The organism is Bacteroides sp. 51, from assembly GCF_010500965.1.
Classification (GTDB): domain Bacteria; phylum Bacteroidota; class Bacteroidia; order Bacteroidales; family Bacteroidaceae; genus Bacteroides.
The window spans coordinates 479,378-505,140 of record NZ_QVMI01000001.1 but is presented as its reverse complement, the minus strand read 5'-3'; the positions used below and the strand labels follow the sequence as shown (position 1 = coordinate 505,140).

Annotated in this window: 18 protein-coding genes; 12 read left to right on the top strand and 6 right to left on the bottom strand. The window is 45.7% G+C overall.

The features are described 5' to 3' along the window. Positions 1–13 precede the first annotated feature (13 nt). The 6 genes from dcuC to D0T87_RS01765 all read left to right on the top strand — a co-directional run bounded on the left by dcuC (position 14) and on the right by D0T87_RS01765 (position 7,703). The gene (gene dcuC / locus D0T87_RS01790; RefSeq protein WP_163172223.1) at positions 14–1,393 is read left to right on the top strand and encodes a C4-dicarboxylate transporter DcuC; all 1,380 of its coding nucleotides are present in this window, start codon (positions 14–16) and stop codon (positions 1,391–1,393) included. Between the two features lie 12 nt (positions 1,394–1,405). Next, entirely contained in the window at positions 1,406–2,545 is a 1,140-nt protein-coding gene (locus D0T87_RS01785; protein ID WP_163172221.1) for an amidohydrolase family protein, read from the top strand. 26 nt (positions 2,546–2,571) lie between these two features. Beyond that, positions 2,572–3,945, top strand: a complete 1,374-nt coding sequence (locus D0T87_RS01780) for a porin (protein WP_163172219.1) — start codon at positions 2,572–2,574, stop codon at positions 3,943–3,945. 18 nt (positions 3,946–3,963) lie between these two features. Beyond that, positions 3,964–5,490, top strand: coding sequence for a M14 family metallocarboxypeptidase (locus D0T87_RS01775; RefSeq protein WP_163172217.1), 1,527 nt, complete (start codon positions 3,964–3,966; stop codon positions 5,488–5,490). Positions 5,491–5,513: 23 nt separating this feature from the next. Then, entirely contained in the window at positions 5,514–6,734 is a 1,221-nt protein-coding gene (locus tag D0T87_RS01770; RefSeq protein ID WP_163172215.1) for a porin, read from the top strand. A 75-nt stretch (positions 6,735–6,809) separates the two neighbouring features. Beyond that, on the top strand, positions 6,810–7,703 hold the full coding sequence (locus D0T87_RS01765; protein WP_163172214.1) for a hypothetical protein: 894 nt from the start codon (positions 6,810–6,812) through the stop codon (positions 7,701–7,703). Positions 7,704–7,813: 110 nt separating this feature from the next. Here the strand turns inward: D0T87_RS01765 and D0T87_RS01760 are convergent, their stop codons facing one another. After that, positions 7,814–9,244 carry a hypothetical protein gene (locus tag D0T87_RS01760; protein ID WP_163172212.1) on the bottom strand — a complete coding sequence of 477 codons (1,431 nt, stop codon included), beginning with the start codon at positions 9,242–9,244 and terminating at the stop codon, positions 7,814–7,816. A gap of 146 nt (positions 9,245–9,390) precedes the next feature. On the opposite strand from D0T87_RS01760, the gene dusB reads away from it, so the two are divergent. After that, positions 9,391–10,368, top strand: a complete 978-nt coding sequence (gene dusB, locus D0T87_RS01755; RefSeq protein WP_163172210.1) for a tRNA dihydrouridine synthase DusB — start codon at positions 9,391–9,393, stop codon at positions 10,366–10,368. Between the two features lie 277 nt (positions 10,369–10,645). Here the strand turns inward: dusB and D0T87_RS01750 are convergent, their stop codons facing one another. Both D0T87_RS01750 and D0T87_RS01745 read right to left on the bottom strand, forming a co-directional pair. After that, positions 10,646–11,617: a phosphatase PAP2 family protein gene (locus tag D0T87_RS01750; RefSeq protein WP_163172208.1), complete on the bottom strand. Its 972-nt coding sequence runs from the start codon at positions 11,615–11,617 to the stop codon at positions 10,646–10,648. Continuing rightward, positions 11,608–12,618: an NAD(P)-dependent oxidoreductase gene (locus tag D0T87_RS01745; RefSeq protein WP_163172206.1), complete on the bottom strand. Its 1,011-nt coding sequence runs from the start codon at positions 12,616–12,618 to the stop codon at positions 11,608–11,610. Before D0T87_RS01745 ends, D0T87_RS01750 begins: the two co-directional genes overlap by 10 nt. A 213-nt stretch (positions 12,619–12,831) precedes the next feature. On the opposite strand from D0T87_RS01745, the gene rnr reads away from it, so the two are divergent. Together rnr and D0T87_RS01735 are read left to right on the top strand one after the other, a co-directional pair. Continuing rightward, positions 12,832–14,976, top strand: coding sequence for a ribonuclease R (rnr, locus tag D0T87_RS01740; protein WP_163172204.1), 2,145 nt, complete (start codon positions 12,832–12,834; stop codon positions 14,974–14,976). Positions 14,977–15,035: 59 nt separating this feature from the next. Continuing rightward, complete coding sequence (locus D0T87_RS01735; RefSeq protein WP_163172202.1) at positions 15,036–16,370, top strand: site-specific integrase; 1,335 nt, start codon at positions 15,036–15,038, stop codon at positions 16,368–16,370. 185 nt (positions 16,371–16,555) lie between these two features. Here D0T87_RS01735 and D0T87_RS01730 read toward each other — a convergent pair whose 3' ends face one another. Then, on the bottom strand, positions 16,556–17,422 hold the full coding sequence (locus D0T87_RS01730; RefSeq protein WP_163172200.1) for an AraC family transcriptional regulator: 867 nt from the start codon (positions 17,420–17,422) through the stop codon (positions 16,556–16,558). A 339-nt stretch (positions 17,423–17,761) separates the two neighbouring features. Between D0T87_RS01730 and D0T87_RS01725 the strand changes: the two genes are divergently transcribed. Genes D0T87_RS01725 through D0T87_RS01715 form a run of 3 tightly spaced genes read left to right on the top strand, consistent with a single transcriptional unit; the run spans position 17,762 to position 21,592 of the window. Further along, positions 17,762–18,373 (top strand): DUF3575 domain-containing protein, encoded by a 612-nt coding sequence (locus tag D0T87_RS01725; RefSeq protein ID WP_163172198.1) that lies wholly within the window; start codon positions 17,762–17,764, stop codon positions 18,371–18,373. 38 nt (positions 18,374–18,411) lie between these two features. Next, positions 18,412–19,893: a tetratricopeptide repeat protein gene (locus tag D0T87_RS01720; RefSeq protein WP_163172196.1), complete on the top strand. Its 1,482-nt coding sequence runs from the start codon at positions 18,412–18,414 to the stop codon at positions 19,891–19,893. A 28-nt stretch (positions 19,894–19,921) separates the two neighbouring features. Then, a complete protein-coding gene (locus D0T87_RS01715; RefSeq protein ID WP_163172194.1) occupies positions 19,922–21,592 on the top strand; it encodes a type IV pilus biogenesis/stability protein PilW in 1,671 nt (556 codons plus the stop codon). 281 nt (positions 21,593–21,873) lie between these two features. On the opposite strand, the gene D0T87_RS01710 is transcribed toward D0T87_RS01715, so the two are convergent. Together D0T87_RS01710 and D0T87_RS01705 are read right to left on the bottom strand one after the other, a co-directional pair. Continuing rightward, positions 21,874–23,355 (bottom strand): glycoside hydrolase family 28 protein, encoded by a 1,482-nt coding sequence (locus D0T87_RS01710; protein WP_163172192.1) that lies wholly within the window; start codon positions 23,353–23,355, stop codon positions 21,874–21,876. Further along, on the bottom strand, positions 23,348–25,744 hold the full coding sequence (locus tag D0T87_RS01705; protein WP_163172190.1) for a glycoside hydrolase family 2 TIM barrel-domain containing protein: 2,397 nt from the start codon (positions 25,742–25,744) through the stop codon (positions 23,348–23,350). Before D0T87_RS01705 ends, D0T87_RS01710 begins: the two co-directional genes overlap by 8 nt. Positions 25,745–25,763 lie beyond the last annotated feature (19 nt).

Sequence of the window (25,763 nt, the reverse complement as noted above, 5' to 3'; positions counted from 1 at the left end):
ACTCATAACTTATATGATATATATTGGAGCAATAATCGCTGTTCAGTTCATCATCCTTACCGCCTACTGGCTGTATAAGAAGTATAATCCGCAAGGTGTACTCTTGTTGACAGGTATCATGATGTTGACTATCAGCTTATTTATGGGACTAACCTCTCTATCCTTAAGCGAACCTACGGGGTCGGTCACTTTCGACCTGTTCAAAACGGTGAAAGAAACCTTCTCCGGTAACCTTGTTCGCGTAGGATTGATGATTATGACGATTGGGGGGTATGTGTCCTACATGAAACATATCAAAGCAAGCGATACGCTGGTCTATGTTTCCATGCAGCCCCTATCTCTTCTGCGGAAGTACCCTTATCTGGCAGCTTGTTCGATTGTACCTATCGGTCAGATGCTGTTTATCTGTACTCCGAGTGCGGCAGGTTTGGGGCTACTGCTCTCCGCCTCCATCCTTCCGGTGTTGGTAAACCTGGGAGTAACCCGCTTGACGGCGGCCTCGGTAATCTCGGCATGTACCGTGTTCGATATGGGCCCTGGCTCAGCCAACACAGCCAAAGCCTCCGAACTGGCAGAGATGAACAATGTGTTTTATTTCGTAGAGCATCAGCTCCTCATGGCCATTCCGATGACCCTATTGTTGATGTTGCTATATTACTTTACTAATCGGTATTATGACAAGAAGGACAAGGAAAAAGCGCCGGTCGAAAGTGAACCGGTGAAGATGAAAGAGAACTTTAAAGCAGAAGCACCATTGATATATGCTGTTTTGCCTGTTCTACCATTGGTTTTGTTGATCGTGTTCTCTAAATACATTCAACTATTTAATCCGCCTATCGACCTGGATACAACAACTGCCATGTTTGCCTCTCTGTTCGTGGCTTTAGCTTTTGAACTGATCCGTTCGAGGAGCTTGAAAGTGGTCTTTGCCGGGATAAAAGCATTCTGGGATGGTATGGGTAAGATGTTTACCAGTGTAATTACGCTGATCGTAGCTGCCGAAATATTCTCTAAAGGTCTTATCGGCCTGGGCTTTATCGACGCATTGGTCGAAGGTTCTACGCACATGGGCCTATCGGGTGCATTCATCGGTATATTTATTACGATCATCATCTTCCTTGCCGCCATGTTGATGGGTAGCGGAAATGCATCGTTCTTCTCGTTTGGACCTTTGATTCCGGGTATTGCCCAGAAGTTTGGTATGGCTCCGGTGGATATGATTCTTCCGATGCAACTTTCTTCCAGTATGGGTCGTGCCACATCGCCCATTGCCGGGGTGATTATTGCCATTGCCGATGTTGCCGGTGTATCGCCGATGGATCTGGCTAAACGAAACCTGATACCATTAGGAGGAACCCTGCTGTTTATGCTGATTTATAATTATGCCTTTTAACCAGTAAATGCTATGTTTAAAATAATAAGAAATGCACGCCCTTATACTGCCTCGGCTGCTCCTGTAGATATTCTGGTTGCAGGAGAAAAGATCGCAGTAATAGATAGCAATCTCCACGTAAACGGATTGCAGACCGAAATCATCGAAGCCAACGGAGCTATCATTACTCCCGGGTTGATCGACATGCATGTACATGTGATTGGTGGTGGCGGACAAACCGGCTTTTTCTCGCTGGCTCCCGAAGTGCCCGTAACCAGCCTTGTTGCCTGCGGAACAACTACCGTAGTGGGACTGTTGGGAACCGATGGTTTTGTAAAGCAACTCCCACAGCTCTATGCTAAAACCATGTCTTTACGCATGAACGGGCTATCGGCCTATATGCTGACCGGTTTTTACGGACTGCCTACGCCTACGCTGACCAACTCCATTGCGGAAGACCTCATTTATGTTGATCCGGTCATCGGGTGTAAGATTGCCATTAGCGATGATCGCAGTTCATTCCCAACCCAGACTGAGCTATTGCGGATCATCAACCAGGTTCGCCTGGGCGGTTTTACATCCGGCAAGGGGGGAGTGATGCACATTCATTTAGGTGCATTGCCCGGTGGAATGGAGCCTTTATTGGAGATAGCCCGTCAGTATCCTACGCTGATCCCTTACATCTCGCCAACGCACACGATCCGTTACGAGGCATTGTTCGATCAGGCCATTGAGTTTGCCCGGTTGGGTGGGATGATAGATGTATCTACCGGAGGAACCAAGTTCACAGATCCCTATAAAGCGATTTTGCTTGCCATAGAAAAAGGGGTTCCTGTTGAGAAAATGACCTTTAGTAGCGATGGCAATGCCGGAGTGCGGAAGATAGACCCTGAAAAAGGAATAGACACCTATACACTGGCACCGCTTCACCTGAATCTACTACAAACCGTCAAACTAATTGGCGAAGGTGGCATGAATGCCGAAGATGCATTCAAACTAACCACCGAGAACCCTGCCAAAGCAATGAAGTTGAAAGGCAAAGGAAAGCTGAAACCCGGATTCGATGCCGATTTCTGTCTGTTTGATGAAGCCTACAACCTACAATCCGTTATATCACGGGGAACGGTTATGATGGCCGAGGGTAGTGTAGTGAAGAAAGGGAATTTTGAATGAGATGTAAAATTAAACTTCAAGAACCAATGAAAAAGACAATCATATTTCTAACCATATTCTTGTTGTCCGCCTACACGCAGGTGCGTGCACAGATTGATGACGATATTGAATATGACGAGTTTACGGAATCCCTGTCCGAGGCAAATACCCGGGGGCAAGCCGTTATTAATAAATACAGAATGGGAGACGGTGTTCGCTTCTCCTCCCGCGATAATAGTTACGGAATAAATATCAACGGATATGTGCAAACCAATATGTTCGTCCAGAAATATCCGGGCGATGATGATATGTACACCCGTTGGCGTATGCGCCGTGCCCGTATCCGCTTGAACGGACAGGTGCTTAACGATAAGATACGCTATCGTATAGGGCTGGATTTCGTAAAAGGTAGCGAAGCCGATTCCGAGGGAGCCTCCATGCTTCAGGATGCTTGGGTTCAATACCGTCCGTGGGGAAATAATAAACTGGCTATCACTTTCGGCCAGCGCAATACCCCGACCGATAACCGCGAACTCTTAATGAGTTCTAATACCTTGCAGCTTAATGAGCGAAGCAAACTTTCTTCCATCTATGGTACTGTGCGTGAGGTGGGGCTTTTCGCCGAAGGTACTTACCGTGTAGGTGGAAAAGGATACCTGCGTCCGTCTCTGGCATTGACCGACGGCAACGGGGCAATGAGTAAAGGAAAACGCTATGGCGGCATGAAGGTAGGTGGCCGGCTGAATTACCTGCCGTTCGGATTATTCCGCATGTCTGGCGAAACGCGTCAGGGAGATATGGTTTATGAACTTTCTCCTAAGTTGCTTATCGGTGGGGCATATAGTTATAGCAATGGAACGAGCGACCGTCGTGGTGGTAGAGACAGTGGAAGTATTCTTTATATGGACGATGATGGTAATTACGCACTTCCCGATTACTCCAAGTTTGTGGCCGATTTCATCTTTAAATACAGAGGTTGGAGTTTTATCGGTGAGTTTGCTAAGTCCTGGGCGCATGTGTCGTCGTCTATTACGCAACGGGTTCGTAACGATGGGTCGACTACGCCTAACTTCGAAGTCGACGGTGTGCAGGATGTGGAGGCTTATATCAAGAACCGCATGAACCTCGGGTCGGCCTTCAACCTGCAAGGCGGATATATGTTCCGTAGTTTCTGGTCGGTCGATGCACGCTACACCCATATCAATCCGGATAAATACTCGTATATGAACAATACGCTCTACTATGCCCGTAACGATGTATATGAGCTGTCCGTATCGAAGTATCTCACTAAATCTTATGCCGCTAAAATACAGGCTACTTTCGGATTGGTGAAGACCGATGGCGAAGTCCGCACCCATAGGGATACGACTTCGGATGGATATGAAAAGACATTCAATATCATGATGCAGATTGCTTTCTAACATTATACAGAGATCGTTATGAAAAAGATATTTGTTCTATTCGTAATCCTTTCCGTTTGTGGGCTGTTTACCGCATTGGCTCAGCAACCCAAGAAGGTGACGGAGAAGTTCTTCCCGGAACCGGATGTGGAAATGGATATACCCGTCTTTAAGAAGAAGAGTGGATATACTACCTACAAGGAAATGTACGAATTCCTTGAGGCTCGCATAGCGGAGCATCCCGAACTGATCCGTATGGAGACAGTAGGGAAGAGTCAGCGCGGACGGGATATTCCGTTGGTTACCGTAAGCCGTAAGAGTGACGGGGCAGACAAACTGCGTATATTCTATTATGCCCGTGTGCATGGCGACGAACCCGCCGGAACGGAAGGCGTACTTTATATGATCCGCCAATTGGCCGAGGCTCCGGAAGTTAACGCCTTGCTTGATAAAGCCGATTTCTATATCATGCCGATGGTCAACCCCGATGGCGCCGAGAGTTCGCGACGGGTAACCGCTAACGGTATTGATTTAAACCGCGACCAGAGTAAGCTTGATACGCCCGAAGCGGTTGTCCTGAACAACGTAGTGGGCCGGATTCATCCGCATATCGCCCTTGACTTTCACGAATATCACTCCATCCGCAGTGACTTCTCGCAGATTACAAGTGATATTATATCTACCCCGTGGGACGTAATGTTCCTGTATAGCAGCAATCCGAATGTGCCGGAAGTACTTCGCGATCTGGTAAACGACCTCTTCCTGACCGAAGCGAAGGCCGAACTGGATAAAAACGGACTGACTCACCATACGTATTATACTTCACGGAAGGACTTTGGCGAGGTGTATTTCAATGTCGGTGGAGCATCTCCCCGTTCAACCAGTAGTGCTATGGCATTGAAAAATACGGTATCTGTTTTGTTTGAGATCCGTGGACTTAAACTGGACCGGGTGTCAATGAAACGTCGCACGTATACCGCTTACCTGTTGGCGTTGAGCTTTGCAGAAACAGCGCTGAAGAATGAGGAACGCTTACGTAATGTACTGGCCGAAAGCCAGGCCAAGCGCGATGACATTGCAGTCAGCTTTACTTCCGGACGAAAGGAGATGTCTTTCACTTTTATAGATATCATCAGGAACAAGCTGGTCACTTTTGATGTGCCTGCCCGTGTAGCGGAAGATTTTACCGTAACAATGACCCGTCCATTGCCCCCGGCTTATTATTTATTGCCTTCGGAGACAAACGCAGTGGAAAAACTCAAGCAAATGGGCATTGAGGTTGCTGTTCTGGAAAACGAAACGACTGTTGCAGTTGAGGCTTATACGGTAACTTCCTTGAAAGAAGATGGCGAACAGGTGGGCGGTGTATATCCGGTAACGGTTAAAACAACCCTTTCGGAGAGAGAGGTTCGTCTTCCTGCCGGAACGTGGCGGGTAGATACCACCCAGCCCTTTGTACGGGCGGCGACCGTATTGCTGGAACCGGAATCGGCCAATGGTTTTGTTAACTACCGGGTGGTGAAGGCCGTACTTAATGAAGAAATACCTATTTACAGAGCGAAGTAAAAACTAAAAAACAAAGATAGATTATGAAAAAGATACTATTTATATTATTAGCTGCCAGTATCGTATCAAGCAGTTATGCCCAAAAGAATAATAATTCCATCGACATGGAGTTTGGTAAAGGACTTAACATCTCCCTGAATGGTGGTGAGCAGGTTATTAATATCGGTGGATATGTACAACTGGACGGCCAGTATATAGATATTAAAGGCCAGGACTCGGAGACTCGCTTTGATATTCGCCGGGCTTATTTAAACATCGGAGGTAAGTTCCTCAACAATAAACTGAGTTTCTTTACCCAATTCGATTTCGCCGACTCTTATCCTTTGTTGGATGCTTGGTTGGCTTACCATCCTACCGAATGGCTGACGGTTACTGCCGGTCAGAAACAATCATTGTCCGGTCCACGTTCTATGTTGTTTAAAGATACTTCCCTGGCGCTTGGCGATCGCAGCTATATGGATCAGGTGTTCTTCACTAGCGGACGCGAACTGGGTGTATTTCTTGAAACCCGTTTCCCGCTAGGTCCCGTTGGCCTTGAAGTGGGCGGCTCTGTGACCAGTGGAGATGGTCGTAACTCTTTCGGAAGCTCTTCGCTTGATTATGATTTAGGTGGATTTAAGTATAGCGGTCGCGCTTCATTCTATCCTTTGGGCTTCTTCTCGCCGGGAAATGAGTTGACTGATACAGACTTTGCCCGCGAAAAGAAACTGAAGCTGGCCATTGGTGGGGCATATAGTTACAATGTAGGTGTAAGCGATCCAATCGGTAAAGGTCACGGTAATGTTGTGATGTACGATAAAGACGGAAAGGAAGATTATCCGGATTACCGGGAATTATCCATTGATTTAATGATGAAATATAACGGCTTTACTTTCCTTGCCGAATATTTCAACGCAACTGCCGACGGACTTGATGGTTTATACACCCGCCCCGCAACCAATGCGCAATTGGTGCCTAAGCAAATTGCCGATTACCTGATACTGGGCGATGGATTTAATGTTCAGGCCGGATACCTGTTCCCATCAAACTGGGCGGTAGATGTGCGCTACTCGTACGTGAAACCCGAATGGAGTGATAAAACGGCATTGATAAATAAAGCCGAGTCATACAAAGCCGGTATCTCCAAGTATCTCATTGATAATCGCTTTAAAGTGCAACTGGCGGGATCGTACACCAAGTTCCCTAAGCTGGATACGGCGAATAAGGAGTTTATTGGCGAATTGACTCTCCATGTAGTATTCTAGCCGGTTCTGAGAAACTTTCTCAAAGCAGATGAGAAAGTTTCTCAGAACCGCTGTTCTATTTAATCTTGTTGATTTATGAAATATCAAATACTGTCTATCCTCATCCTATCTATCTTCCTCGCCGGATGCTGGAGTGATGATGATAAAGACAACGAGGTCATTACCGACTCGTTGCGCCCCGGTCAGGGCATAGTTGAATATACCGGATACGAACCTTTAAAGAACAAACCGGTGAAGATCCATTTCTATATTCCTTCCGAAACGGCTATGAAAGACATGCCCGTACTCATGGTCTTTCCCGGTACCGGACGAAATGCAAATGATTATCTGGCTGCATGGATCAATATCGCCAAACAAAAGCAAATCATGGTTTTTGCATTGGAATTCCCATCCGACACCTATTCAAGCTCCCAATACATTGAAGGTGGCATGTTTTCGGGCGGTACACTTCTGGCCGAGGCATCGTGGACATTCTCCGTTATTGAACCCCTCTTTGATTATATCAAATCGGAAACCGGCAACCGGCAACAGCAGTATGATATGTTTGGGCACTCGGCAGGTGCGCAATTTGTACATCGCTTTATGACGTTTAAACCCAATAACAGGGTACATCGTGGTGTTGCAGCCAATGCCGGGTGGTATACCGTTCCTGATTTTACGGTCGATTATCCCTATGGGTTAAAGAATTCTCCGGCTACGGAAGCAGGAGTAAGGACATTCTTCGGCAAAGAATTAATCCTGCATCTGGGTACTGCCGATACCAACCCCAATGACGCCAGCCTGAATCATACGGCCGGTGCCGATGCCCAGGGGTTATACCGCTATGCCCGCGGACTGTATTATTGGAATGAAGTTTCTAAGATTAAAGCATCAAAAGGCTATGCGTTGAATTGGGAGAAACAGGAAACACCTAATGTGGCTCACGAATTTATAAAGATGACCACCGCCGCAGCAGGTTTCCTGTATTGATTACTGTAGGGGCGGTTCGCGAACCGCCCAATGCAAAACCGTCATTTTATTCGGTTATGTAACATTAGGTGGTGAGGAAAGGAGAAGACTTGGCAGCAGCACCTTGCTGCTTAATCCCAGCTAGTTTTTTCCAGCAGAGTAGTAAATGCAGTGCGGAAAGGCACACCATATACCGCTTCATAATCCAAGCGGAATTTATCATAAACTTTCTTGGCAGAAGAGTGACGTCCCGATAGACTCAGCGCTTTGCATTTCAGGTAAAGCGCTTGCTCGTTGATGTGTTCAAACAGAAGAATGCGGTCGGCAATATCAATAATAAGCTCGGCTGCCTTCTCGAAGTTGAGAGAGTTGGCATACTTCCAGAAATGATCCAATACCAGATTTGAGATGTTTGATTTATAACTATCCAGCCAGGCGTAGTCCGTGTCGGGCAACAGATTGCCTCGTTTGCTGAGTGCCATGAGCATTTCAACATCCTCCTTTTGAAGGATATCTGCATTAAAGAATCGTTTGGAGAACTGGATATAATCCGTGAAGATAGTATTGGAATCAAAGAGCCAATACCCCGTATCATTAGATAATTCAAAGTCTCCCACCAAATTCAATAATGAACGTAACTTCCCGATATTTACCGCCCGGTTGTTCTTTGCACTGACCCGGTCTTTGTCGAACCAGAACAACTCATTTAACTTATCCGACGAAATACCCTTCTGGGAGGAGTGAATGATAAGCACGGTCAACATCTCCTTCAGCAGCGGAGAGAACCGTTTGGTAATATCCTCGCCATCCTTATCATATACCTGGAAGTTCCCGAAGAGGTAAATCGCACTTTTGTGCGGTAGTTCTATTTGTTGAAGCTGATTCTCGCTTCTTCCTTCGGCATACGCCGTCGTTCTTTCGGCAATGAGCTTCTTCTTCCTTTTTCTTCGCAGATGTATCCACAGGAAGATGAGCAGGTCTACCACAATAATCAATACATACCAATACCACGTCGATTCGAAGAAAGAACGTTTGGCCACAGATATATTGATTTGTTGTATCGTCAATACAGGAAGCACATTCGGTTCCGGACTAACAGATAAGATCGGAAGGACGGAGAACTTATACCCGTTCTTGATTGTAAAGCCCATTCCCCCCATATGGACCGTGTCTCCGGCAAGTACCAGCATGGCACTGTCTTGTTTTACGTTGGCATAAAAATGTACGGAAGTAGCCACAGAATCATTAAACAGTTCGGTGTTCTCGAAGGTGAATTTACTAACCCGTTCCCTGCTTAATAGAACGATATCCGTATAGTTTCGTCCTCTTTCCCAATCCAGAATAAGGGTAGAGGTGAGGTTGTTATTGTCTGTTGTTGCCAGTAATACCCCCGTTATAGAGTTCACGTCCTTCCTCTTTTTGAGAGACATGGTCAGGTCCAGATCCTTTTTGAAGTAAAAGAACTTCTCTTGGTCAAGGAATACCTTCTTATCAACTTCTATATATACCAGCGAATCATTCTTTGCCCCATACGCCCAAAGGGTAGACGAGGTTAGAAACAAAAATGTTATGATGAAGTGAATTAGGTTTTTATTTAAAAGGCTCATTGGCACAAAGGCGATATTACTTTATAGATACAAATCAAAGATACTAAAACAATTCACTGTATAATAATAAATGGCCTATTTTCTGTACTTTTGCAGCACATATGAAGATAGGCAATATAGATTTAGGACAATACCCGATTTTTCTGGCTCCGATGGAAGACGTGACCGACCCCGCATTTCGCTTAATGTGCAAGCGTTTCGGAGCAGATATGGTATATACGGAATTTGTTTCGAGCGACGCATTGATACGCGCAGTGAACAAAACCCGCCAGAAACTGGATATCTGCGATGAAGAGCGTCCTGTGGCTATACAAATCTACGGCAAGGAAGTCGATGCCATGACCGAGGCGGCGCGTATTGTCGAAGAAGCCCAGCCCGATATCCTGGATATCAACTTCGGTTGCCCCGTAAAAAAGGTGGCAGGCAAAGGAGCCGGGGCAGGTATGTTGCAGAATATCCCGAAGATGCTGGAAATTACCCGTTCCGTGGTCGATGCCGTGCAGCTACCGGTCACCGTAAAAACCCGCCTGGGTTGGGATGCCAACAGTAAGGTTATAGTCGATCTGGCCGAACGATTACAGGATTGCGGCATCGCGGCATTGGCCATTCACGGCCGTACCCGTGCGCAAATGTACACCGGCGAAGCCGACTGGACATTGATCGGTGAGGTAAAGAATAACCCGCGGATGCATATACCTATCATTGGCAATGGAGATATCACCAGTCCGGCACGTGCCAAAGAGTGTTTCGACCGGTACGGGGTAGATGCCATCATGATTGGCCGTGGTAGCATCGGTCGCCCGTGGATATTCAAGGAAGTAAAGCACTATCTGGAAGCGGGCGAAGAACTCCCCCCTCTATCTTTCAAATGGTGCCTGGATGTGCTTCGCGAGGAAGTGCTGAGCAGTGTTGCGCGGCTGGACGAACGCCGGGGTATTATCCATATCCGCCGCCACCTTGCGGCAACCCCTTTGTTTAAAGGAATCCCCAACTTCCGCGAAACCCGTATTGCCATGCTGCGCACAGAGTCGGTAGAAGACTTGTTCCGGATATTCGATGAAATTGAGTCAGGAATCTAAAAAACATCACTTTTGTTTTACAATCAGTGCCAAATTTGTCAAAACGAGGTAAAAAAGGCAAAAAAAAGAAAAGAGCCCTTATACGGCTTGTAGCGGCACTTTCTGTTATTCGGCTTTTTTGATTCGACAGAAATAAATTTTTGATGCATCAAAAAAATATTTCTGTCGAATCAAAAGTTTATTTTTGTCGCATCAAAAAATGAACGTTGATTCATTGGAAGAAACCACGCAGTGCAAAATATATACAAACCCATTTCGGCTTTTTGGTGCTCCTCGTTTATTGGTCTTTGAACATCGGTTTGGCAAACCACCTCTTGAACATCTTCGTTACCAATACATACAATGCAAATGCTGATACGAATCCTACAATAGAGTCGATCAGGTAATGTGCCTGTATATAAACCGTGGCGCAGCACAATAATACGTAGAAGGGGAAAAGGCAAGCAAACAGTTTCCGGCTTCCCCGCCAGGCCATAATCATCAGGATGGTCGATATGCCCACATGCGAACTAGGGAATGCTGCCGTGGGGCGTTCGCCCACCTGTTGCGAACCCTTCACCAGGTTGTAGAAGAATCCGCGGTCATATTCGGGAGCCAGTAATACTTGCGGGTTCTTATCGAAATAGTCGCCAATGGCAGGGAAGATGCCCTGCTCTACATTCTCATATCCAATAACCGGAAAATAAAACTGAGGACCCGCACAAGGTACGAATATATACACCAGATAGTAAATGAAGAAGCAGGTTACCAGCACGAAAGCCAGCTTTTCGAACAAATCGTAGCGGTAAATGAAATAAAACATGGCTACTCCGAATATCATGGGGTAATAAAAGAAATATCCCATGTTGAGCGGCTCGCTGACCCATATCTGCGGCAGATAATGTGAGAACATAATGGCGGGCTGACAGCCAAACATCCATTGTTCCGCCGCGGCAAACACATGGTCAAGATTCGGCAGTACGCGGTTAAACTCAAACGTATCGGGATACCAGTAGGCCAGTAGTCCCATCTGTAACGCCATTCGTATAAAGCCGGTAAGTTTGCAGGGTGCCAGACGGTAAAGGTAAATCAATAAGAACGTCATGGCAGCAATCGCTATCCGCTCGATCAACATGGTCACCGGATGATCCATCCGCTGGAATAGGAATAAGATTAAAATGCTGGTGAGCAGGTTGTATATTAACGAAACCTTCTCTACGGCGAACAACCCTTTCCGGGTTTCCACCTTCTTAAACAAGTCTAGAGCCATCCTTCACTTTTGTACCAGGCAATTGTCTCTTTCACTCCTTCCTCCAGGCTATATTTAGGTGTAAAGCCCAGCTCTTCTGTGGCAGGAGAAATGTCGCAACGCCAATTTCTTTGTTTCATAATTTTGTATTTGTCACCATTGAGGGTACTTGTCATTCCCAAGCGGTTTGATACAAATTGAGCCAGCAAAGATATGGTTTTTAAAATGAATAACGGACATTTTATATGAAATACAAACGGATTTCCTAATTCTTTCCGTATCAGATTGGAGAACGTGCGGCTTTGGTAGGTATTTCCATCTGATAAGAAATAAGTGCGGCGGGTGATGTTCTTATCCAGTCCCAGGAATATGGCATTCACCATATCTTTTACGTAAATGAACGTCAGGTCCTGGCGCTTGAAGCCGGCCGAAAAGTCGATATGTTTTTTGATTGAGCGCGCCAACAGGTAATAATCCGTGTCGCGTGGACCGTACACTCCCGTGGGGCGATAGATAACATAAGGAAAACCGGGAAGACCTTGAATGTACAGTTCGGCTTTTAATTTGCTCATGCCATAATTGGTGTTAGGAGCAGGCATATCCGTTTCCTTGATCATAGCATAGTCTTTCTCGTGCACCGGGCCAAATACACTTAACGAACTGATGTAGATAAATTGTTTGGGAACCATATTCAGGTCGATCAGCGTGTCGATGAAGTACTTCGTTTGCAGATAATTTACCCGGTCGAAGCTTTTCTTGTTCTTTGCTTTGGTGATTCCGGCACAGTGAATGATGTAATCGAATTTGTTGTATGTGCCTTTATATCCCGATAGTTGGGCGCGTAGTTCATTGGGGTGGGCAAAGTCTAACTCAAGGAAGTGTATTTTTCGTTCGCGCAAATACTTCTTGCTGCTGCCGGATCGCATTCCGGCCCAGACACTGAATTTGCGTTTCAACGCTTCCTGAACGATAAAACTGCCAATAAACCCACTTGCTCCGGTTATTAGTATGCTCGTTGCCATCTATCCTTAATATAGTTATGCTGCCTCCCAAAGATATTTTGCAAAGATAACAGATATATTGATTTCTGCTTGTCTTTTCTTCTTCTTTTAAAAAAAGGGACTAATATTTACTATAAATTATTATTTCAATAAACAATTATTCACTTTCTTTGTAGATATATAAGGAGAGGAAGAACTACTCCTGAACTGAATAATTCTAAAAGAAACATAGTTATGGCAAAAAAGAAAGAAAAGAAGGCTGGCAAGCGAATGACAAAGAAGCAACTGGCCGAGAAGTTAGTAGACTTCTTCCAGGCCAAACCCGACGAAATCCTCACCCTGAAATATATCTTCTCAGAACTACGGCTTACGACCCATCCGTTGAAAATGCTTTGTATAGATATTCTGTCCGAATTGCAACTCGACGATTACATCGTAGAAGTTGATAAGGGTAAATATCGTTTGAATAGACGTGGCAAGGAGTTGGTCGGCACCTTCCACCGCAAGAGCAACGGCAAGAACTCATTTACCCCCGAAGACGGAGGTGAATCTATCTTTATTGCCGAACGCAATTCGGCCCATGCCATGAATAACGATAAAGTTCGCATTGCCTTCTATGCTAAACGTAAAAGTCGCGATGCGGAAGGAGAAGTAATCGAGATCATTGAACGCGCCAATGATACATTCGTCGGAACACTCGAAGTAACCAAAGGCTACGCCTTCCTGGTAACCGAAAACCGTACGCTGGCCAACGATATATTCATTCCTAAAGAAAAACTTAAAGGCGGCAAAACCGGCGATAAAGCCATCGTGAAAGTCGTTGAATGGCCCGACAAAGCAAAGAATCCTATCGGGCAAGTCATTGATATACTTGGCAAAGCAGGCGATAACACCACCGAAATGCACGCCATCCTCGCCGAATTCGGTCTACCCTACGTATACCCTAAAGCCGTAGAAACTGCCGCCGAAAAGATTCCGGCCGAAATATCCCAGGAAGATATTGCCAACCGCGAAGATTTCCGTAAAGTAACCACCTTTACGATAGACCCTAAAGACGCGAAAGACTTCGACGATGCACTTTCCATCCGTCCACTCAAAGACGGCCTTTGGGAAGTTGGCGTACATATAGCCGATGTTACCCATTACGTAAAAGAAGGTGGTATCATTGACCGTGAAGCCGAAAAGCGTGCTACATCAGTGTATCTGGTAGACCGCACCATCCCCATGCTCCCCGAAAGATTGTCGAACTTTATCTGCTCGCTACGCCCCGATGAAGAAAAGCTCACCTATTCCGTCATATTCGATATTACAGAAAAAGGCGAAGTGAAGAAATCCCGCGTAGTACATACCGTAATCAAATCCGACAGGCGTTTTACATACGAAGAAGCGCAGGATGTGATTGAAACCGGTAAGGGCGATTACAACGAAGAAATTCTGGCACTCGATAAAATCGCCAAAGCGCTGCGCGAGAAGCGCTTTAACAGTGGAGCCATCAACTTCGATCGCTATGAAGTGAAGTTCGATATTGATGAGAATGGTAAACCACTGGGAGTATTCTTCAAAGTATCTAAAGATGCCAATAAACTGATCGAAGAGTTTATGTTGCTGGCCAATAGAACCGTGGCCGAGAAGATAGGTAAAGTGCCTAAGAACAAAAAAGCCAAGGTTCTTCCTTACCGTATCCACGACCTGCCCGATCCGGAAAAGCTGGATAATCTGGCGCAGTTCATCGCCCGGTTCGGATATAAGATACGTACAAGCGGCACGAAGACAGATGTCTCCAAATCCATTAACCACCTGTTGGATGATATTCAGGGAAAGAAAGAAGAAAACCTGATAGAGACTGTATCTATCCGTGCGATGCAAAAAGCCCGCTATTCAACATTTAATATCGGTCACTATGGCCTGGCTTTTGAGTATTATACACATTTCACTTCGCCCATTCGTCGTTTCCCCGATATGATGGTGCACCGTCTTGTGTCTAAATACCTTGAAGGCGGACGTAGTGTATCCGAAACAAAATACGAAGCGTTATGCGAGCACAGCTCGGAAATGGAACAAATTGCTGCTAATGCCGAACGGGCTTCCGTGAAATATAAACAAGTAGAGTTTATGATGGATAAAATAGGGCAGACATATGATGGCGTCATTTCCGGCGTAACAGAGTGGGGACTGTATGTCGAACTTAACGAAAACAAATGTGAAGGAATGATTCCGGTCCGCGACCTTGACGACGATTATTATGAGTTTGATGAAAAGAACTATTGTCTCCGTGGGCGACGTAAGAACCGTACGTATAGCCTGGGGGATGCGATCACGATAAAGGTAGCCCGGGCGAATCTGGAAAAGAAACAATTGGACTTTGCGTTAGTAGACTAAATAAACCTGCTTGTGCTCAAATGGCGTAATTTTTTAGTAATAATTTAAACTTTAAAACTATGTCATTTACTTTTAAATTTCATTTCCGTCCCTCCTCAAAAGGGATGGATGTTGAGGGAAAACTATTTATCCGTATAATCTGTAAGCGGCAATACAAAAACCTGTCTACAACATACTCGGTTTTCCCTACCGAATGGAATGCAGCCTTAGGTAAAGTTGTTCTACCTTCAACGGGAACTCCCCGTTCGGCTCATTTAAGTCACATTGATGCTTGCATGCGGGAAGACCTTTCGAGGTTGCGGATGATCGTTTCGTTATTCGAAACGAGAGCAGAATATACGGTAGACGATGTGCTGTGCGCTTTCAAAGGATCTCCTGAAAACGATGACCTGCTGTCCTATACCGAGCATGTGAGTAACCAGCTTTCTGCGGAAGGCCGTCAGCGTACGGCACGCGCTTATCGTTCGGCCACCAAGAGCCTGATTAGCTTTAATGGAGGTAAGCCCCTGTGTATAGGAGATATCTCTGCAAGTTTGCTGAATGCCTATCAGGAGAGTCTGATTGCCCGGGGACTTTTCCTGAATACGGTTTCTTTTTATATGCGCAATATACGCGCCATTTATAACCGTTCTATTCGGGATGGAATTATTTCCAGCCGTGGAGATAAACCTTTTGAGAAGGTATACACTGGTGTTTCTCCTACCGTGAAGCGTGCGCTGAGCAAGGAAGAAATGAATAAACTTGCCGATCTGGAGCTGGTTTTGACCAATCGTCTGGAGAACTACAAGAAGTCTATTGACGAAATGGGGGCTTCACCCGTATCCCTTAATTCCAGGCTTTCGCTTGAGAGAAGATATGGATACACTGTTCATCTGCATGAGGCGCTGATGTATTTTATGTTTTGTTTTCATGCGCGCGGTATGTCTTATGTCGATCTGGCCTATCTGCGTAAGAATGAGATCCGGGAAAATAAGATCATATATACCCGTAAGAAAAGCAGACAACAGCTACAGGTTAAAATCACCGGATCCATGCAACGTATTTTGGATTACTTTATGGAAAAAGATACCGGATCTCCTTATGTATTTCCAATTGTCGACCCTCGCCGGGGTAGCGAACGTCTCCAATATGAGTCGGGGTTGCGTGTTCAGAACAATCGGTTGCACGCGCTTGGCTGTATGGCCGAACTGAAAAAGAAGGTGACTACCCACGTCTCCCGCCACTCCTGGGCCACTATTGCTAAATATGAGATGGTAAGCATTCCGATGATTAGTGAAGCTCTTGGTCATACCAATGTAAAGACAACAATTACATACCTGGATTCCTTTGAGGATTCGCGTATGGATCTGCTTAGCGATAAGATTTCAAGTGTGATAAAAAAGAAAGTCGCCTAAACAGTCCTCTTTCTTGTGAAAAATGTCTATATTTGTAGTTTAAGATCGCTTTTCTTCCCTCTGTCACTTTCGGAGTGATGGAATTAAAACAATCTCCCTGATGCATTTGCAAAGATAACCCATCATCTCTTCCTATGAATTACTTATTAACGCACTTTTTTAGTTTAACAACGTACTTTTCGTTTTTATTCGGAAAAACAATTCTCTTTGCGGATTCTGGCCGGTGTTTTTTTAAGCTTATTCTTGCAAAACGTTGTAAAAGCTTGAACACTAGAGAAGCCGTATTTATCGCTAATCTCTTTGATCGGCAAATGCGTATATAGCAACTCCTTTTGTATTTGCTTTGTTTTTTGTGCATTGATAAAGTCAGCCGGCGTGCAATCCATGACTCGTTTAAACCTTTTTAAAAACCCCCTCTCACTCATATTGGCTTTTGCTGCCAGTTCTTTTACGGAACTGATTGCTGTAGCATTTTTATAAACATAACTACGAAAAACCATATCACCCCCCAATAGCGGGAAGAAAAACGTTGCGATTTCCTCTTTAGGATAATATGCCCTGAGCAGGAACATCAACTCACTCATTTTCATTTGAAAGAAATGAGTGCACATCAACTTATCCTGGATACACAAAATAAGCGAGTCGAGGAACCGGATAATCGGCTCCTTCATAACCAGCGGTTTAAATGGCTTTTCTCCCCGTGGTATGGATTTGCATAACACTTCTATCCTGAGCGATTCGCAAATAGCAACCTCCGGATTAAGCTTGCATATACACATATATGTATCTTCCAGCGCTTCTAGAATCAGATGCTCGCCCAATGGGAGTAGCATCATCTTTCCCTCTTCTACTATTTCATCCTTTTCCTTAGTGAATGAAAGCTTAACTCTACCCTTGCAAAGGAACGCTATTTCCTGTTCCTCAGGGTCATGTTCGAATATTCCTCCTTTTTGATTTTTTGTAATCTTTACTTGCGTCTCAGTCTCTTTGTGTTGACTACTGTTGCCTTTCTGGCGTTCGCTTTGATAGCGATTTCTCTCTCTTGTGTCCATGATAACCTCCTGTTGTTCATGTGTTTCAATGTCTGGCACGTTCTTGAAACAGGCTATCCTCAGTTATATATATATAACTGATTGTATAACATCGTTTTAGCCCGCAAAGTGCACACCTCGTTGTATGTTTGTTTTAAAAGTGTCCGCCTGTTTTAAAACCCTTTCTCTCTCTGTTATTCGGAGTTCCTGAATGCTAGGCAGTTACACTGTTTGTCTTTTCTTTTCCATCACTCCGAAAGTGATAGAATTAAAACATACTCTTCATAGACCGATAAATAAACAACTCATGAGTTCGATAAGAGAAACTGGTTTCTATACATCCACTATTAACAGCTAGTCATGATAAAAAGGCTTAAACTTATATTATTTATTTTGTTGTTTTCTATACCTTATTTATATAGTCAGTCTTCGGGTAGCATTTACGACCCAGAGGGTCGTAAAGTCCCTACTACTCCTCGCTTTGGTATAAAAACGAATCTGCTATACGACGCTACCACCTCTTTCAACCTGGGAGTAGAGGTGAAACTTAATCGTAAACTGACATTAGATTTCCCCGTGAATTATAATCCGTGGACTTTCTCGGAGAACCGGAAGTTGAAGCATTTGCTTGTGCAACCGGAGTTGCGTTATTGGCTCTGCGAGCCTTTTTATGGTCATTTTCTGGGAGCCCATGCTCATTATGCCTATTACAATGTAGGGCGGCTTCCTTTTGGTGGGCCAATGCGCGATCACCGTTATGAAGGCTGGTTGGCTGGCGTCGGCGGATCTTATGGTTACCACTGGTTGCTATCCAAACGTTGGTCGATCGAAGCAACAATCGGAGTGGGCTATGCCTACCTTCGTTACGAAAAATATGAGTGTAGAACTTGTGGCGATTATCTGGCTAAGAATCACAAACATTATTTCGGTGTGACTAAGGCGGGCGTTTCGCTCATTTATGTTATCAAGTAGTAACTTCAATCGTAAATCGTCAAACAGTAAATATCACCATGAATATATTTCGTTTATCTATATTATCATCGCTATTCCTTTTTTGCAGTCTGTCTTTGTTGGCGCAGGATTTTCGCGGTGCATTCCATATTGAACATAAAGAGTTTCGTGAAGAGAACGACAGCATTCATATTCGTTTCCGCCTTCAGGTTGATTCGCGTGCCGTTCCTTCTTGTTCGTTCATGATTTTTGAACCGGAGCTGACGGACGATAATCAGAACAGATTTGTGTTTCCTTATATCCAGCTTACCGGTGAAGAGCGGGCAAACCTGAACCGGCGCTGGTTTGCAATATGTAGCGAGAAATGGCTTTCCGAGTACGAAACGCCTTATTTACAGATCAACGTAGGCCGGTATGCCGGAGATACGTTGGAGTACGCGTTCAGTATTCCTCATGAGGAGTGGATGGACGATGCACGACTGGTTCTTAAACAGGAAGCGTACGATTGTGCGGGCGAACTCCATCTATATACCTATACATTGGCCAATCGTGTGGACATGAGTGCTCGCGAGCCTTATGCCGTTAAACCATTGTTGGCTATTGTGGCTCCGGAGGATAAGGCCAAAACACGTAGCCGCCAGGGAAGTGCTTTTTTGGACTTCCAGGTGAACCGTACGAATATTCAGACAGATTTTCGTCGTAATCCGGTCGAGTTAGGTAAGATAAATGAGGCGATGCTGGATGTGATGGGCAACAGTGATGCCCGGATAACCGGTCTTTTCATTGAAGGTTATGCTTCTCCCGAAGGCGGATATACAAATAACGAGCGTCTGGCGCAGGGACGTGCTGTGGCTTTGAAGGATTATATGCGCAACCGGTATGCTCTTTCTGATAGAATCTTTACCGTGCGTTCTGTTGCCGAAGACTGGGAGGGTCTGAAAACCCGTGTCGAGAGCAACCAGAGTCTTCCGCAACGAAGCGAAATTCTGGCTATTATCGATAGCAATGATGCTCCTGATGTGAAAGAACGTCGATTGAAAGGGCTGAGTGTTTACTCTCGTCTGCTTCGCGATATCTTCCCCGAACTTCGCCGTGTGGAATATCAGATTGATTATGCGGTGCGTAGTTATGATAATATTGAGGCCAAGACGCTGGCTGAGAGTAATCCGGAGGATCTGTCGCAAGCCGAGCTGTACCGCGTGGCCGAGAGTTATGGTAAGGATAGCCCGGAATATATGCACATCATTACTGAAACCATACCCAAATATTACGGAGATGATGCCGTTGCATTGAACAATGCTGCTGCTCTGCTGATAGAGAATAACGAATTGAATACGGCATACCGTTTGTTGGATAAAGTACGCGACATACCGGTGGTGTGGAACAATCTGGGTGTGGTATATCTGCTTCAGGGAAATTTGGATGAGGCAGAGAAATATCTTTCCCAAGCCCACCAGGCAGGCGTGAGCGAGGCTTCGCACAATCAATCCGAGTTGGCTGCCAAACGTGCTGATGAAGTTAAGCGTGCAAGGAAAAGATGAATGTACAGGTAGAGGTCACAGAAATAAGATGAATAAAAAAATTTCGATATATACTGGTTATTTCATTGTTTTATGTTTTCTACTGGGGAGTTTGTTTTCGTGCCGTAGCAGCAGTTACCACCAACAAACTCACCAAACAGAAGCCCTGTTCCTGCTTCCCAGCGGCGGTATTCGGATTTCGCATCCGAATGATGGCTCCTCACAGGCGGTTAATGGTGCCCATGTATTGAGCGAGCAGGTAGAGTATACTACTGCTAAACCGGACGATACGCATACGTCTGTTTATGTAGAAGATACTCCTATGCGACTAGACACCAATCATGTCTACGCCCTTTCCGGGGTGACGGTAGTGTCGAAAGCCCGGTTTGCTCCCGTCAGGGAGGGGCATGTCAATGTTGAGTTTGCCATACATGTTCCCAAACAATTCCTTTCGGACAATTATCATATCCGCCTTACACCGGAATTGTTGCACAACGATTCGCTTGTTTTACTGGATGATGTGGTGTTGCGGGGAAAGAATTTTATAAAGAAGCAGGAAGAAGATTACACCCGTTACGACCAATACATTGCCAGCATTGTCGATCCCTCAGGATATGATACGGCTTTTATTGATCGCCGTGCGGCGGAAAAGGAGTTGGAACGCCGCCGTAAGGATGAGATTAACACCTACTATAATCGTTTTAACCAGTATCAGGAGTACCTGAAATGGCGGAGTGAGTTGCAAAAGAAATACGATGAGTACAACGTTCAGGTGACTACCAAGTTGAACCGTGAGTTGGATGCACATGCAAAAGCATACGTTAGCCGTTTGAAACGTCATAAAGCTATTGGCGGAGATACGGTGGCATTAAGGCGCGAATATGAGAGTGAGCGGCAGAAGATAATTGATTTGTCTCCCGTACAACGTCAGATTGTACTTGGTGTTGTACCGGAGAAATTCCACGAGTTTTATCTGAATGGGATTGAGCAAGAGGACATTAAGCCTGTTCTACCGGGCAAATCAGACTCGATACGTATTGCTTCCAAGTATCGATTGCACGACCAGATTGCGATGAACGAGATCAGGGATAGCCGCCGTGAGGAAGCTTTCAAGGAGATGGTGCCTACGCCTTATCTGCCAGACGCGCATTACACAGCAACCATCGCTCCCGAGTGGAACTTTAATTATAAGTATACTACCTCTTATCCGGTCACTTCGGGGTTGAATACCCTGCACCTGACGCTGAAAGGAGATTTTGTAGCAGTCGATGGAAGCCGCTACAGCACCACACAGATAGATACACTGAGTTATGTGATTTCTTCGATGGATGAACTGGCCAAACGTTCGCTACTCGACAATCCGAGATTCACGGACGTCCAGCGGAAAGAGTATGCCCAGGCGCTCGACCTGATGAAGAACCGCGAATATAAACGTGCGCTTCAATTATTGAATTCGTACGCCGATTATAATACTGCACTGGCATTGACTTGTTTGGGCTACGATGAGAAGGCGTACGACTTGTTAAAGCAATTGCGAAAGAATGCAGATACGCACTATTTGATGGCCATTCTTTGTTGCCGGCTTAAAAAGGAACAGGAGGCTATTCGTGAGCTGAAGAGTGCTTGCAAGCTGGACGAGTCTAAATGGTTCCGTTCGGATAGGGACCCGGAAATCAGCCGACTGATCAAGCGATATGGCTTAAAGTTGGATGACGAATAAGACCGGCGAAGAAAAGCTTAAGCATCATTCCATACAGCGTATTATACGGGTGGTGATGCGTAAATATTATAAGATAAACCGTGACTCTGATTGACCGGTTTATTGTCGTGTTAGCATGAAGTATTCATGATGTGATATCACAATACTTCGAAAAGTTGTTTTGTTGCTCCCCGGAAAGTCCAAGAGAGGATTTCCGGGGTTTTTTTGATATAAACTCCATCCATATGATACACCCGGGTGTCAGAAGAGGTGGGAAACTTTCATTTGAAAAGTAGCCTGGTTCATTTTCTGATAAGTGATGATGTTTTATAGGTAAAGACTTGCTCTTTCGCAGCAGCTCCCGGCTCACTAAAGGAAGTCTGGTGTAAGGTGATACCTTTTACATCGTCGGTTACGATGGCGGGACGATAGTCTTTTTCTGCGGCCTCAAACGTAACATTCTCTAAGGTAATCCGGTCGGCATGGCGGATGTACAGTCCCCAGGCGGGCAACTCTTTAAACTGAGAAAACTCCGGATAAGACTTCCGCATTTCGGGAATGCCGTTCAGTTCTTCGGGTGTAAGGCCACGGCGGGCATAGAGCGGGTTGGCACCTCCCGGGTATTTCATCGTAATGTTGCGCAGAACGACATCCTGAATCCGGTACTCGGGCAAACCGATAATACCGGCAGGCGAGATGTTGCGGGGAAGGTGCTCGATGGGTCCTTCGTAATTGTATCCGGCATCGGGTTTGGACGGGGAAACTTCGGCATATACATTGGAGATGGTGATGTTTCGCATGACAGGTTGTTTGCCCTGCCTCCAGCGGTCGCCTATGCGCAGGTAAAGGACATTGCCTATGTTGACGGCATGGATACTGTCGACCCGGATATTCTCAACCGTGCCGCCATCGACAGCGGCAAAGGTGATGGCCGACCGGTAAGTGTCGTACACCTTTATGTTCTTGATCGTGAAATTGCGGAAACCGCCTTTCGAGGCTGTACCAAACTTGATGGCGCTGGCGCTGGAACGGGTAACACAGTTCTCTACCCATACGTTCTGGTTCATTTTGCCTACTTCGTGCGACTTGAAACAAATAGCATCGTCGGCCGCATCGAAGAAGGAGTTTTTAATGACCACGCTGTCGCAGTCTACAATATCCAGTCCGTCGTTGTTCCAGTACGATTTGCAGTTGACTGTTATTTTATCAATATACACCCCCTTGCACTGGTCGTAGGCCTGTGTCCAGCTAGCGGGATCTTTCAGCGTCACCCCTGTTATCCGTACATTCCTGCACTCGCGGAAGTAGATGTTATGCGGACGGTTTACCTCATTCGGCCTATCCAGGCTAAGCGGATCGTCTACGAGTTTCCGATGGATAAGAGATACCAGATTGTTTGCGGTAATAAACCCCTGCCCATCAATCATACCCGAACCGGTGATGCCGATGTTGTCTTGCTTTACGGCAAACAGTAAGGATGTTCTTCCGATATACGTATCTTTTATATAGTCGAAAGGATTGGTGGAACCCAACAGTACGGCACCACCTTCCAGGTGCAAAGTAACGTTAGATTTCAGGTAAAGGGTGCCCGTGAGGTAACGACCTACACTGAATACCAGCGTGCCGCCACCCTTTTCATGTATATAATCAATAGCCTTTTGTATGGAATTGGTATTCAATGTGGTTCCATCCGAACGGATATCGAATAAAGAAGCAGGGTATCTGTTTGCGTTTACCTGTAACAGACTAAAAGATATGATAATTAGTAAGATGTATTTATTCATGGTGTTTTGCTTTTATAGTTAGTTCTTCTTTGTTTAGCCCCTCGGCTGCTACGCTGACTTTGATATTGCCTGGCAAACGCGAAGATTGAATAATGGCGAGCATTTTGCCCCAATAAGTAGTCAGTTTATTACCGGTATAAGACTCGTGGTTCCGCAGATCACCATTGTCAAGTCCCAACAACCGGCCTTCTCCCTCGACCTCAACCGTAAGTGGCACATCAGCATCGGGAACAAGGATACCCCTTTCATCGACCACGCAAATGGTAATGTGGGATACATCTTGCCCATCGCTTTTCAACCGGTTGACGTCGGCAGAAAGTACAATCCGGGCAGGTTTACCCGATGTTTGCAACATATAATTCGCTGCCTCCATTCCATCGTTATATCCCTTCGCCTCAATCTTGCCTTCCTTGTAAGGCACATACCAGGTGATCGTATTATTGGCATAGTCAGCTCTGCACCTCTTCCCCATAGACTGATTGTTAATCAGTAATTCCACACTATCACAATTCGTTATGGTCTGAACCTGAATGATATGACCCTTGTACTGCGGGAAATTCCAGTGCGATGCCATAAAAGGCCAGCTCCAATGGTCTTTCCCCGGGTCGATATTCAACGACTGGTCCACAACCGCTATACTGACTACCGGCTCATCGCTCCAAACCGAACGGAAGAAGGCAGCAAAGGGTTTATCGAACATGCAGGTATTGAACGGACTGGTTGCCCAACCCTTGCTTGGCCATCCGCTACTTTCGCCCAGGTAATCAATACCCGCCCAGATGAACTGCCCGAATATGAAGTCTTTCTCCGTATCGTACCACGGATTAACAGGGAAGTACCCCCGGATATTCTCTTTCCGCCCCCGGAAGAAAGGAAAGACCTCCGATCCGAACATGATCCGTCCGGGAAAATCCCTCTTATCGTCCAGATACAAAGGCTCCTGATAGTTATAGCCCACGATGTCCATAACCTCCGTGAAGCCCGTTTTGTTGTAGTTCCTTTCGTCCAGCTTGCCGGGGGCTATGGCAAGCATAACCGGACGGGTGGGTTCGATGCGATGTACATAATCCTGCAACATCTTAGCCCGGTCGCAACCTTCAGTGGTGGTATAATCTTGTTCCACGACTTCATTGCCTACGCTCCACATAATAATGGAAGGGTGATTCCTATCGCGTCGCAACATGCCATCCAGGTCCTTTTGCCACCACCGGTCAAAGTACTGTGCATAATATCCGCTTTTCCATTTATCAAAAGCCTCATCGATAACGAGGAATCCCAACTGGTCGCACAAGTCCAGAAACTCGGGACCAGGCGGGTTGTGGCTGCACCGGATGGCATTACATCCGTACGCCTTGAGTATTTTTAGTCTACGCTCGTATACTTTGTCGGGTACGGCGGTGCCCAGTGCGCCTGCGTCCTGGTGCAGGTTTACGCCCTTCATCTTTAAAGGTTGTCCATTCAGGAAGAAGCCCGTATCAGGGTCAAACTTAAAAGAACGGACACCGAATGGAGTGTGATACACATCTACCACTTTATCTCCGGACCAAACAACAGATTCCAGTGCGTATAGATAAGGAGAATCTACCGACCATAATATGGGTGCATTTATTTGTACACGTTGCTCAACATCCTGCGAGGCGTTCTTCTTCAAAACTACGGCATTGCGGGTGGACGCAAGGATTGTTCCCGTCGCATCCTTAACCCTACTTTCAAGAACTACGTTTGCTATTGCTTTTGAGTGGTTCTCCATAGAGGTAACGATATGCACATCGGCCGTATTTGCTCCGATATGAGGAGTGGTAACGTACGTGCCCCATGTGGAAATATGCACCGGGGCGGTCACAGTGAGCCATACGTGCCGATACATGCCGGAACCGGAATACCAGCGCGATGAGGGCGAATCCGAATGGTTTACACGTACAGCAATTGTATTCTCCTCGCCGTATTTTAAATAAGGCGTAAGGTCATATTCAAAGCCAATGTACCCGTATGGGTAAAAGCCCAGATGCTTTCCGTTAATGTACACATCACTCTGATGGTACACCCCATCAAAGTGAATGGAAACTTTCTTGCCTTTGTATTCGACCGGAACTTCAAAGGTTTTCCGGTACCAGCCTATTCCTCCGGGGAAGAAGCCCATGTTTACTCCCTTACTTTTCTCTACGGGCAAGGATATGCTCCAATCGTGCGGTAACTGGACTTCAGTCCATCCGGCATCGTTGTACGCCGGAGACATGGCATTACGAGGGTCGCCGAGGGTAAACTTCCAGTCAAAATCAAAACCGGTGCGGAATCTTTGGGATTGGCAAACTACAGTTTGTGATAGTACTGTACATACAAGCAGAGCCAACCAGAACTGTAGTTTGGGGTTTTTAATACTTATTTTCATTATAATTAATTTAGCGTTC

Bases quoted from the DNA above. Each gene is read 5' to 3' on its own strand.
- D0T87_RS01715 (WP_163172194.1), top strand. From the start codon at position 19,922: ATGAATAAAAAAATTTCGATATATACTGGTTATTTCATTGTTTTATGT.
- D0T87_RS01710 (WP_163172192.1), bottom strand. From the start codon at position 23,355: ATGAATAAATACATCTTACTAATTATCATATCTTTTAGTCTGTTACAG.
- D0T87_RS01725 (WP_163172198.1), top strand. From the start codon at position 17,762: ATGATAAAAAGGCTTAAACTTATATTATTTATTTTGTTGTTTTCTATA.
- D0T87_RS01735 (WP_163172202.1), top strand. From the start codon at position 15,036: ATGTCATTTACTTTTAAATTTCATTTCCGTCCCTCCTCAAAAGGGATG.
- D0T87_RS01745 (WP_163172206.1), bottom strand. From the start codon at position 12,618: ATGGCAACGAGCATACTAATAACCGGAGCAAGTGGGTTTATTGGCAGT.
- D0T87_RS01785 (WP_163172221.1), top strand. From the start codon at position 1,406: ATGTTTAAAATAATAAGAAATGCACGCCCTTATACTGCCTCGGCTGCT.
- D0T87_RS01730 (WP_163172200.1), bottom strand. From the start codon at position 17,422: ATGGACACAAGAGAGAGAAATCGCTATCAAAGCGAACGCCAGAAAGGC.
- D0T87_RS01770 (WP_163172215.1), top strand. From the start codon at position 5,514: ATGAAAAAGATACTATTTATATTATTAGCTGCCAGTATCGTATCAAGC.
- D0T87_RS01720 (WP_163172196.1), top strand. From the start codon at position 18,412: ATGAATATATTTCGTTTATCTATATTATCATCGCTATTCCTTTTTTGC.
- D0T87_RS01765 (WP_163172214.1), top strand. From the start codon at position 6,810: ATGAAATATCAAATACTGTCTATCCTCATCCTATCTATCTTCCTCGCC.
- D0T87_RS01750 (WP_163172208.1), bottom strand. From the start codon at position 11,617: ATGGCTCTAGACTTGTTTAAGAAGGTGGAAACCCGGAAAGGGTTGTTC.
- D0T87_RS01705 (WP_163172190.1), bottom strand. From the start codon at position 25,744: ATGAAAATAAGTATTAAAAACCCCAAACTACAGTTCTGGTTGGCTCTG.
- D0T87_RS01780 (WP_163172219.1), top strand. From the start codon at position 2,572: ATGAAAAAGACAATCATATTTCTAACCATATTCTTGTTGTCCGCCTAC.
- D0T87_RS01775 (WP_163172217.1), top strand. From the start codon at position 3,964: ATGAAAAAGATATTTGTTCTATTCGTAATCCTTTCCGTTTGTGGGCTG.
- rnr (WP_163172204.1), top strand. From the start codon at position 12,832: ATGGCAAAAAAGAAAGAAAAGAAGGCTGGCAAGCGAATGACAAAGAAG.
- dusB (WP_163172210.1), top strand. From the start codon at position 9,391: ATGAAGATAGGCAATATAGATTTAGGACAATACCCGATTTTTCTGGCT.
- dcuC (WP_163172223.1), top strand. From the start codon at position 14: ATGATATATATTGGAGCAATAATCGCTGTTCAGTTCATCATCCTTACC.